This window comes from Bartonella florencae (assembly GCF_000312525.1).
Lineage (GTDB): Bacteria > Pseudomonadota > Alphaproteobacteria > Rhizobiales > Rhizobiaceae > Bartonella > Bartonella florencae.
The window spans coordinates 87002-97478 of the sequence record NZ_HE997451.1; the positions used below are offsets into that span (position 1 = coordinate 87002).

7 protein-coding genes and 2 pseudogenes are annotated in these 10477 nt (G+C 36.1%); 5 read left to right on the forward strand and 4 right to left on the reverse strand.

The window, feature by feature from the left end:
• Positions 1 to 145: 145 nt before the first annotated feature.
• The 4 genes and pseudogenes from BN202_RS10525 to BN202_RS00405 all read left to right on the forward strand — a co-directional run.
• A pseudogene (locus BN202_RS10525) lies at positions 146 to 464 on the forward strand (hypothetical protein); the annotation flags it as partial.
• 359 nt (positions 465 to 823) lie between these two features.
• Positions 824 to 1225 (forward strand): hypothetical protein, encoded by a 402-nt coding sequence (locus BN202_RS00395; protein WP_019218532.1) that lies wholly within the window; start codon positions 824 to 826, stop codon positions 1223 to 1225.
• Between the two features lie 195 nt (positions 1226 to 1420).
• Positions 1421 to 1903, forward strand: coding sequence for a hypothetical protein (locus BN202_RS00400; protein WP_019218534.1), 483 nt, complete (start codon positions 1421 to 1423; stop codon positions 1901 to 1903).
• 818 nt (positions 1904 to 2721) lie between these two features.
• On the forward strand, positions 2722 to 5460 hold the full coding sequence (locus BN202_RS00405; RefSeq protein WP_019218535.1) for an autotransporter family protein: 2739 nt from the start codon (positions 2722 to 2724) through the stop codon (positions 5458 to 5460).
• Between the two features lie 3 nt (positions 5461 to 5463).
• On the opposite strand, the gene BN202_RS00410 is transcribed toward BN202_RS00405, so the two are convergent.
• From BN202_RS00410 to BN202_RS00420, 3 genes and pseudogenes are all read right to left on the reverse strand, one after another.
• Positions 5464 to 5928, reverse strand: a complete 465-nt coding sequence (locus BN202_RS00410; RefSeq protein ID WP_019218536.1) for a toxin-activating lysine-acyltransferase — start codon at positions 5926 to 5928, stop codon at positions 5464 to 5466.
• Positions 5928 to 7253 (reverse strand): HlyD family type I secretion periplasmic adaptor subunit, encoded by a 1326-nt coding sequence (locus BN202_RS00415; RefSeq protein ID WP_034986832.1) that lies wholly within the window; start codon positions 7251 to 7253, stop codon positions 5928 to 5930. The genes BN202_RS00410 and BN202_RS00415 overlap by 1 nt, the downstream gene beginning before the upstream one ends.
• A 206-nt stretch (positions 7254 to 7459) precedes the next feature.
• Positions 7460 to 8911 (reverse strand): annotated as a pseudogene (locus BN202_RS00420) (peptidase domain-containing ABC transporter); the annotation flags it as partial.
• A 252-nt stretch (positions 8912 to 9163) separates the two neighbouring features.
• Here BN202_RS00420 and BN202_RS00425 point away from each other — a divergent pair.
• The gene (locus BN202_RS00425; protein WP_019218539.1) at positions 9164 to 9421 is read left to right on the forward strand and encodes a hypothetical protein; all 258 of its coding nucleotides are present in this window, start codon (positions 9164 to 9166) and stop codon (positions 9419 to 9421) included.
• Positions 9422 to 9728: 307 nt separating this feature from the next.
• Here the strand turns inward: BN202_RS00425 and BN202_RS10125 are convergent, their stop codons facing one another.
• On the reverse strand, positions 9729 to 9992 hold the full coding sequence (locus BN202_RS10125; RefSeq protein ID WP_244426367.1) for a 6TM ABC transporter family protein: 264 nt from the start codon (positions 9990 to 9992) through the stop codon (positions 9729 to 9731).
• Positions 9993 to 10477: the final 485 nt, after the last annotated feature.

Below are 10477 nucleotides of genomic sequence, written 5' to 3' on the forward strand. Positions count from 1 at the left end.
TCACACTTGTCTTAGAAATAGGAACCATATGCGCAGCATATTTTATAGTTCATCTAATCCTATACAAATAAGCTTCAATCAAATTAGGCAGGAAAAGCTGTAGTTCTTTTAATTATAATTTGGTTGTCAGTTTAATCGAACTCCTATGTTATATCTAGGGATATGGGAGAAGCCTGTTACAGATATGGTTGAGATAGGAAAAGCATTGTTAGAATGCGGCATGGCAACGCCTTATAATACTGATCCAGAAAACTATACTCTCAGCTTAAATCAAATGACAACTATTGATGCTTATATGTTTCAGTTATGTTTCCGCTATAAATGACATAGGAGAAGAGTGGTATGAAAATTATAAAGAAGAAAACTTTCCCATTTGTCGCCCTAGCGCTGTGACAACAAAGCTCAGTGTCAAGAAGTGCTTAAACAGGCTTTTTTGTAAACAATATAAAATTGCGCCTGAATGTGCATCTTATGGCAGAAATTACAATTTCCACATCCATATTTTCACATGTCTGTGTGGGATTGTTTTCTCAAAGCACCATTCCAATACTATTTTATTTATAACTGGCAATACAAATATAGGCACAATAACTTATAAAAATATTTATCCAAGTTGTAATGCAAATATTGGTAATAATTATAGGGATAGTTTTGATAAGATAAAACTTTAGCAGTATTTTTACATATTTTTGACATGGTATTTGATGAAGATAGCCAAAATAATAATAAAGATCAATAAGTTCATTACTGGTTTGGAAGTAAAATACACGGTGTGAAATAATTTGCCAATTATATTAAGATTAAATTATTCAAGGATAAAAAAATGAAGCATATTTTAAAATTATCAAGCGGGGTATTTCTATTTATGATTGCTGGATGTTTTCCAGAGGAGACTCCTCGAACAGCTGTAGATGCATGGGAGAAGCCCGGTGCAGATCAAATTGAGATAAAAAAAGCCTTATTAGAATGCGGAGCAGAGCAAATTGATGGTCGTCTTGATACAGAAACAAGCCTCGATGAAAAGCTCAATGCGGAGGAGACAGAGCGTTTATGCATGATACAAGCAGGTTTCCATGATAAATTGGGGATGGTGAAATGGTGTGAGAAGTATGGACATCTTCCGATTTGTCAGCCTAGTGCCGTTGTTCCTCAGCGAAGTGTCGATAGGCGCTTGAATAGTCCTCATTGTAAAGAGCATAAAGAACAACCTGAGTGCCAGCCTTAAGTTTTGCTGTTGGCGATAATCAACAATCTCCACCTTCTTGTTTTCATTTTCCTGTGCAAAATTGTTTTTTCAAAGTACACTTTCAATTGAGTTTTAAACCATCTTGGAAAGCGAGGACAAAAAATGAATAGCTCTATGAGCTTTTTTGTTGTAAGCATTTCTTATTGTAAAGAAACCCATTAGAGGAGGGGAGAGATGAAGAAAATCTTGAAATTATTAAGCGGAGTAGCTCTGTTAAGCACGGCTGGATGTATTAATCAACCACCGCCATCCACTTTGGCATTATGGGAAAAACCAGGTGTGAACAAAGCTACAATTCAGCAAGCTTTATCAACGTGTGGTTGGAAACCAGATTATGCTTCTCCTGACAATATGGATTCGTATGCAAGTGAATTTGCCTCAGTTTATGAGTGCATGAAAAAAGCCGGTTTCCGGTACAAAATGCAAGATTCAAAAGGGATCTATTTTACACAACCTGTGAAAAGTGACTCGTTTTTAGTTAATTTGATGGTAGCTGGATATCAGCAATTTATGGATAATGACACCTTTGGTGTGACCAACAAAACGAAAAAGGAACGCGCTTTACTAGCGCATTTTGAGAATGAAAGAAGACACCAGAAAACGAAAAAAACTTTGCAAAAACAGACATCATCAACACGCCCATCTTTAAAGAAGTAACTGGATAAAAATACTAAGATAGAGAGCTAAAAAACAATCGCTTTCTTAACAAAAACATAAGTGAAACCTATGAGGTGAAATTGGCGATGCTATTATTATCGCTTTGAGTTTTATAAGTATTCTGGCGGGGTGTTCTTAACCAAAATTTATTTGATATAAAACAGCTTTACGAGAATATCTCATTCAATTTTGCTTCTTAGGTTACATTAACCGTAAAACGAGTTTGTGTAAGATATTTTGTTTGATTATTTTCAATTTGCGGAGGGGGAGTTCTCCAGTGTATTGTGATTTTTATTTAAATCATCTCTTATAGGCTATTAGGTAATACCTTTATTTTAGGCACTAGCAATTTTATTATCAAACTTGGATATATCTGTTGTTATATATTGCTGAGTATTTTTCTAGACTTTTGCTGTTATCAGAAAAATGCATGTAGTTTCATTTTCTATGTGATCCGTCTTTTTCATATTTTTATCAATGCAGTTTATATTCTATTTTTCAGTCTGATATTTTTTCATTTTTCGAAAGATATAATGTGTTCTAATATATAATTCTTTTCAGAGTTTTTTTATCCTACAGAATTTGTTTTCTATAGGAAATTATAATACCGTTCTTAACTATTTGGTATAAAATCTTTATAAAAGCTGCAAGCATAAATTGTGTTTTCTTGTTTTCTCACTTTACATAAAATACTAAACGTATTATGTCTAATGCAATTAACACAATAAGAATTAAATAATTTTATTATTTAATTCTTATTGTTTTTTTATCAACAGCTTATATTTCGCCTGCATTTTTTATTTTTTGAAAGAGGAATGATGATTAGGGTATCTAAAAATTACTTATATTCGTGCGTTTTTACAACAGCTGTTTTTTCTTTTTCATTAAATATAACTGTTGAAGCGTATTCTAACTCACCTCTATCATTATTGTGTAATGAAAGCAAATTACCTTATAAATGTAGTGATGGTGTGGAGCATACAATTAGTAATAAAATATATAAATTCGTTAAGTCCTCTAAGGAAAGAAAAGAGCAAGACAATTTTTTCACATCGTCTGCTGTCATAGTCGCACAAGAGGCAAATACAATTATTCAAGCAAATCGTTTACAAATTAGTGGTGTTGATGATGTAGAGGATACTTATGGTGTAGTGGCGTCAGAAGGAGGAAAAGTTGTTTTAAATGATTCAATTATTCAGGGGCTGTCAACAGGTTTTAGAGCTGATAGGGGCATTATAGAGGTAAATCGTGGAACAGTTGAGGCAACTCAAAGAGGGGTCCATGCAGAAATGCGGGGGGCATCTGTTCTTTTAACAAATGCAAAAATTAGGGTGAAAGGTCAGGAGGTTAATAAAGGGGTTGCTCTTTTTAGTGGTATCGATGCTGTTATTAAGATGAGGGGTGGGGCGATTGATGTGACAAATGCAGCAGCACTTTATGTGGGCATAAGGGGAAGTGCAACTTTAGAGGGGGTTAGCATTTCTGCAAAAGATAAACAAATAGATAAAGAAGATGATATTGTTTCTGCAGTTTTAAATGTAAAACAGCATGGTTCTGTTTATGTCAAGAATAGCAATGTTCTTGCTGCGGATATTCATGGTTTATGGATGGGAATAGATGCTGATGCACAATTAAGTATGGGCGGCGAAGAAAACATTTTAATTTCACGCGTTAATATCGAAGGCTCGAAAATTACTGTCACAGGTAACCAACACGGTATATATTTTGATATGGACAAAGGAAGCAGTGCATCTCAACAAAGATTTGTTTTTTTAAAAAATACGGTTTTTGATGTTCCAGATGGCACAGCTATTCATAGTTATAAGAGCAGTGGTTATATTGGTGTAACGGAAGGCACAAAGATCTGGGGTAATTTATTATTTACAGCTGAGAAGAATGCTTCTTTAGCAATTTTAGCAGATTCTGCTTACCTTATAGGGGGCTCCCGTGTTGCTGATGATTCTCTTGCTGAACTTTATTTGACAAGAGGTTCAACATGGGTTTTAACAAAAAGAAAAGGGGGGGATTCACAAAATTTAAGCCGTGTAATTTCATCTGTTTCATTTGTAAAACTTTCTGATAGTTCTATTATTTTCGAAGCTCCAACTCTTCAAGAATATCAAACGCTTTATGTTGGAAAGGGAGGAGAAGAAGTTTACAATGCACAGGAAAATGCTCATATTTACTTTAATACACATCTCAATGTGGATGGTTCTCTGAATAATCAAAAATCTGACCGGCTTTTGGTCCATGGTAATGTTACTGGAAAAACGACAGTCCATGTGCAGTTTATTACAGCAAATCAGGGTGAGGCAGTCGGTAGTGAGAATTCTAAAAATATTTCACTTATTCAAGTTTCTGGAAAAGCAGCAGAAGATTCTTTTCAGCTGAGTAGTCCTTATATCGCGTTGGAAGGTTTACCTTATCAATATTATCTCCGTGCTTATGGACCAGGTTCTTCTCTTGGGAATGCAAAGGCTTCTCAAAGATTAGTAAAAGGCGATGGAGATTTTTGGGATTTCCGTCTTGAAAGTAAATATATTCAAGCTGTTCCAGATATATCTCATTTACCTAGTTCTGAGCTAAGGGTAAGGGATGTTGTTCCACAAATTCCAACTTATCTTCTTTTACCAAATGCTTTATTTCATGCTGGATTGATGGATATTAACAGTCAAAATAAACAATTGAAAACTATGCGCTCTGCTTCTGATAGACCATTTAAAATCAATGGAACTCCTATGTTAGCTGTTCATGGTTATGGTGGGAGTTATCATTATGTCTCAAATCTTTCTCCACTTGAATATGGTTATGGGGGGGCTCTTGATTATAATGCTTTAGAGGCAGGCCTTTTATTGAGCACATTTGAAAGAGCATTTAATACGACATCTTTTGGAGTTATGGGGACTTATGGAAAAGTTTCCTTGCGTCCGCGAGATGTTGAACAAAGTCAAAAAAGTATATTCCATAAACAATCAATTACAGCATATGGCAGCATGGAACATGAGAGTGGATTTTATGTGGATGGTCTTTTATCTTATGGTCTTTTTAAAGGTGATGTTCTCACTTTTGCACGGGGTAAGACCGCAACATTAAAAGGAAATCCTCTAAATGTCTCATTCTTTGCTGGTAAAGCATTCAACACTGGGTATGAAGGTCTTGTTTTTGATCCACAAATTCAATTTATTTATCAACATCTTCAGTTTCATAAGGCTCGTGATACTGACGGATTTGAAATTGATATGGGAAAGCTTGATCAATGGATGATGCGTATTGGGGGACGTTTAAGCAAAACATTTGCAGAATTTGAAAAAGACCGTGTTATTTCCTTTTATGGAAAGATGCACTTTTCTCATAGTTTTGGAGAAAAACAATTTGTGCATTTTAAAGATGCTTTCCATTTAGGGGGCTTTGGATCTTCCTTAGAGGCTGGTTTGGGGATCAATTCACAATTGTCTTCTAAAATTACACTCCACGGTGATCTAAATTATCAACATAAGTTTACCAAAGCTGGTTTTACTGGAATTCGTTTCTCTGGTGGATTACACTATCGCTTTTAAAAGCTATTCGGATGGTTTTTGTGCTCTATAGCAACACCAGCGGGTGATCTTTTTGATCCCACCGTTCTCATCGCGTCGGACAGCATAACAATAATGCTGGTTAGGAAATACATACCGCTGCATGTCGCGTACGATACGAGCAGCATGACTATGAGGTGCTACAAAGTCGATGAACCACATATATTTTCCACCTTTCCAATTGGCATTGGACAAAAATTCTCCCGTTTCAAGCATAGATTGGTGATTTTTTTCATCTAAAAAAGCCCAAGTGGTAAAGGCGCAAAATTCTCCATGTTCATTTTTATAGAGCCTGTATTGCCCAGTCTGTAAGGCGGGTCCTATGTTGCGTTCAATATCCCACATTCGCCAGCGACGGTATAAGGGGGATTGAAGCATTAAAATGATCATAGCTCCCAAAGCCGTAATTGGGTCTATGGGAGATGATGCCGGATTTTCATTTACAGACATTATCTTTCCTTTAGCGATTGTTCTAAAATTTTTATAATAGGTTCAAAGAAATAAGAAATGAGACGCCGTTTTGAGGTAATGACATCAGCTGTCACAGTCATACCCGGAATAAATTTCAGCTCTTTCTGATTAAAAGTGATATGATCTTTGTCGATTTTGATTAAAACAGCATAAGCACCATTAATTTCTTGCTCATGGCGCGCTGTTGCACCTACATTCATAACTGTGCCGTAGACAACGCCGTAGCGTTCAGGTGGAAAGGCAGAAAATTTTATGTAAGCACGCTGGCCTTTTTCTAAAAAGCCAATATCTCGGTTATCAAAAAACGCTTCAACAATGAGCCCCCCTGAGCCTGGAACAATACGCATGAGCGTTTTCCCCGCTTCTACAAAGCCACCCAAAGTGTGTATATTTAAATCATCAATGCGTCCATCAACAGGTGCATAAAGTGATAAGTGGTCAAGGTGATATTGGCTGCTGTCAAGTTTGGCTTTTAATCCTTGCAGAGTGAGTTCTGTTTCACGAGAAAGCTGCTGATAGCGGGCGATTTCATCGGAAATAAGGCTTTGTCTTTGTTGGCGGAGTGCTTCTATTTCAGCCGTGTTTTCTTCCAAGCGCCTTTTATTGGCTAAAATTTCATGTTCTACATTTTTAAAATCATGTAAACGTTCTAGATAAAGGGAGTTGCTGATGACTTTTGTTTCCATCAGACTTTTGGCAGCTTGGAGTTTTTCTTGGCTTAATTGCTGATCATCTTTTAATTTATCCAATTGCGCGTATTGGACTGCACCGCTACGTATGACACGATCAGCTTGTGCTTTCAGTGCTTTTACTTTATCTTGTAGCGACTGAAGGGTCGCGTGGATGAGTTTTTCTCCCTCCATTTTTGCTGTTTTGTTGCTAGAGGAAGAGATTTGCAAATAAGTGAGCCCTTTGGTTACAAAATCTTTATCCAAAGGATCTCGCTCACTCAAGGCAGCTAAAATCGCAGCGGCAATTTGCCCTTGAAGGGTTTGTTGCGCGATATCGGCTTGAACACGTGCGCACTCATTGAGGGCTTCACGAGGATCTAATTGAATAAGAAGATCGCCTTGATGAACAAATTGCCCCTCTTTTACGAGGATTTTCTCAATGCGTCCTGTATTTTGCGCTTGCACCAATTGGACATAGGCAGTGGGAATAACCGCTCCTTGTCCCCGTGCAACAATCTCTGTTTTGGTGATAAAACTACCAATGACAATAAAAAGGAATAAGGCGACCAAAACAGCAACCACCATATGAAGTGTTGGCGATAAAGGGCGCAAATGGGGAGCCTTATCTGCCATTTTTTTGTCTCCAGATCAGAGAAATTTAATATGGTTGCATGCTTGGGAAAAAGATCACGTTTGTGGGTAATGACGAGAACAATGCGCTCTTGTGAAAGCTTGTATAAATGTTCAACAATTTGTGTACTGACCTTGTCATCCAATGCGGAAGTGGGTTCATCCAAGATAAGAATCTGCGGTTTGATGAGAAAAAAACAAGCCAATGCTAAGCGTTGGCATTGTCCACCTGATAAAAATCCCCCTTGCTCGCCCACTTGGGTATGAAGTCCTTGAGGTAATTGGGAAATCAAATCATAACAAACACTTGCATGAAGGGCGGTGTTGATTTCATCTTCAGTAGCATCTGGTTTGGCAAGATACATATTTTCAAGAATGGTTCCGGAAAAAAGGCAAGGGTTTTGAGGAAAATATGCGATTGTTTTACGAACGCTACGGATATCAAAATTTTGCACAGATTGATCATTAATTAATATTTGTCCACTCGTCGGGGAATAAAGAGAGCAAAGGAGCTTGGCTAAAGTTGATTTTCCACAGCCTGAAGGACCAAGCAACATAATAGGCTTGCCAGGTTGCAAACAGGTATCAAGATGGTTGATAATGGACTTATCTCCGTAAGAGAAGCAGATATCTTTAGCTTCAAGATAAGGGGGCGTAGTGAGCTGAAGGGGTGGTTTTTCTTCTTTCCATTCTGAAGGTGCGTTAAGAATATCACCTAAACGAAGACGAGAGATTTTTAAATGCTGCCATTCTTCCCATAAGGATGCAAGGCTTAAGATAGGACCAGAAACATTGCCAGCAAGAAGATGAAAGGCAATAAGTTGGCCTAGCGTAATCTGGTTTTGCAGCACTGCTTGAGCGCCAAAAAAGATGATAAAAATAGTGAAAAGATCACCAAAAATATGGCTTAAAGCTCCATTTAAAAGATGAAATTTACTGGTAGTGAGGCTTTGATCGAGACTGCGGATTAAGGTTTCTTGCATACGTATTGTGTGTGCTGATTCTTTTACGTGTGCTTTGATGGCTTCAAGATTGGTAAAACTTTCAATAAGGCGTGATTTATGGGCTGCTTGCAGAGTGAATGCGCGGCGTAATTGGCGGCGCAAAAAGGGACCAACAGATGCTAAAGAGCCCATTTGTAAGGGTAAAATGATAAGGACAATAAAGGTAAGTTTGGGACTAATGGAAAAGAGTGCTGCAAGGTAAATAATAGAAAACAAAACATTCAGCACGGTTGTTGCAATAGTTCCTGTTAGAAAACCGCGAATTGTATCAACTTCTCCAATACGCGAAAACAGTTCCCCCACTTGCCAATGACGTAAAGTGGGCAAGGAAAGGCTTAAAAGATGGGTATAAATGCGCCGTCCAAATTCTAGCGTAAGTCGATTGGCTAAATAAGTGCCTAGGTAACCTGATAGAGTACTAAGAGCAGTGCTAAATAGCATGATAGCAACCATCAAGATAACGATAGCATAGAGACTTTCAAGGCGTTGAAAAGGGAGAATACGGTCAATAATCGCCTGAAAAATAAAAGGATTCACCAAACCCAGCAAACGCAAAACGATGGCCACACAGCTGAGTTCGAGAACATAATAAATATATTTCTTTGTTGTTCTTGTAAACCAAGAGAAGGATACAGGTTTTTCTTGTGAAGGGTTCATTTGATTTTATGATTTTGTTTAAGAGAAGGAGGGTTTTGTGTGTCATATTTAAACAGTATTGTAAAGATTATTATTAATTAATTAAAATATACATTTTGTAAGAATATAATATAATTATAATGTATTTATTATTTATAAATAATTTTTATTTATATTTTTAAAATTATATTTGACAGCGCTCTAAACCGTATGATAGCCGTTTTAACTGTATCACTCTGATACGTTATTTTAATAAATATAAAGGAGAATAAAATGGGTAGCTCAAGCTCATCACATGATTCACATGGTGCAAGCGGTTTTTGGGACACATGTCATCCTAGTGATTATATTGCACATTCAGCCCAAAAGGCAAGTCGAACTGCACAAACAACAGCATTAGGTATGACGGTAGCATCTATTTTCTTTCCAGAAATTCGTGCTGTAAGGATTATTGGTGCAGCTGTACTTGGAGCGTCCGTAACAGCGGCTGGTGATGGTCTCTACGAGAAGAAAGATCAATGCATAAAGTAAAACTACTTAATAATGTTTTAAATTATAATTAATATCTAAAAATATACCTCTAAATTTCTATTATTACGGATATATTAAAAATACTAATATATTTACAATTATGCATAAAGCAGAATTTAGAGGTATATTATGATATTTTTATTTGGAATTTTTTTTATGATAGATGTTATTGATAATGTTATTAAATCATTAATTTTAACAGTTATTTTTGGATTTTTATTTGTCTTTTTATTAAGGGTTCAAAATGTTAAGTTAAATGATTTTAAAAATAAAGTGTTAATAGTAACAATAACTGTGTTTTTTATTACTAATTTTTTAATGAGATATATTGGTTTATACTAAATCCATATAAATTTATTTTTTTACAGAGTTTTTTTCTTAAAAAACCGCGAATTGTATCAACCTCTCCAATACGCGAAAACAGTTCCCCCACTTGCCAATGACGTAACACAGGCAAAGAGAGACTTAACAGATGGCTGTAAATACGTCGTCCAAATTCTAATGTAAGCCGATTGGCTAAATAAGCGCCTAGGTAACCTGATAGAGTACTAAGAGCAGTGCTAAATAGCATGATAGCAACCATCAAGACAACGATAGCATAGAGACTTTCAAGGCGTTAAAAAGGGAGAATACGGTCAATAATCACCTGAAAAATAAAAGGATTCACCAAACCTAGCAAACGCAAAACGATGGCCACACAGCTGAGGTCGAGAACATAATAAATATATTTCTTTGTTGTTCTTGTAAACCAAGAGAATGATACAGGTTTTTCTTGTGAAGGGTTCATTTGATTTTATGATTTTGTTTAAGAGAAGGAGGGTTTTGTGTGTCATATTTAAACAGTATTGTAAAGAGTATTATTAAGTAATTAAAATATACATTTTGTAAGAATATAATATAATCATAATGTATTTATTATTTATAAATAATTTTTATTTATATTTTTAAAATTATATTTGACAGCGCTCTAAACCGTATGATAGCCGTTTTAACTGTATCACTCTGGTACGTTTTTTAATAAACAAGGGGGAGGATTAAAATGGGTAGTTCAAGCTG

What these genes read in the sequence shown, in the direction of transcription:
- BN202_RS00395 (WP_019218532.1), top strand. Translation starts at nt 824, where the DNA reads ATGAAGCATATTTTAAAATTATCAAGCGGGGTATTTCTATTTATGATT.
- BN202_RS00400 (WP_019218534.1), top strand. Translation starts at nt 1,421, where the DNA reads ATGAAGAAAATCTTGAAATTATTAAGCGGAGTAGCTCTGTTAAGCACG.
- BN202_RS00405 (WP_019218535.1), top strand. Translation starts at nt 2,722, where the DNA reads ATGATTAGGGTATCTAAAAATTACTTATATTCGTGCGTTTTTACAACA.
- BN202_RS00410 (WP_019218536.1), bottom strand. Translation starts at nt 5,928, where the DNA reads ATGTCTGTAAATGAAAATCCGGCATCATCTCCCATAGACCCAATTACG.
- BN202_RS00415 (WP_034986832.1), bottom strand. Translation starts at nt 7,253, where the DNA reads ATGGCAGATAAGGCTCCCCATTTGCGCCCTTTATCGCCAACACTTCAT.
- BN202_RS00425 (WP_019218539.1), top strand. Translation starts at nt 9,164, where the DNA reads ATGGGTAGCTCAAGCTCATCACATGATTCACATGGTGCAAGCGGTTTT.
- BN202_RS10125 (WP_244426367.1), bottom strand. Translation starts at nt 9,992, where the DNA reads ATGCTATTTAGCACTGCTCTTAGTACTCTATCAGGTTACCTAGGCGCT.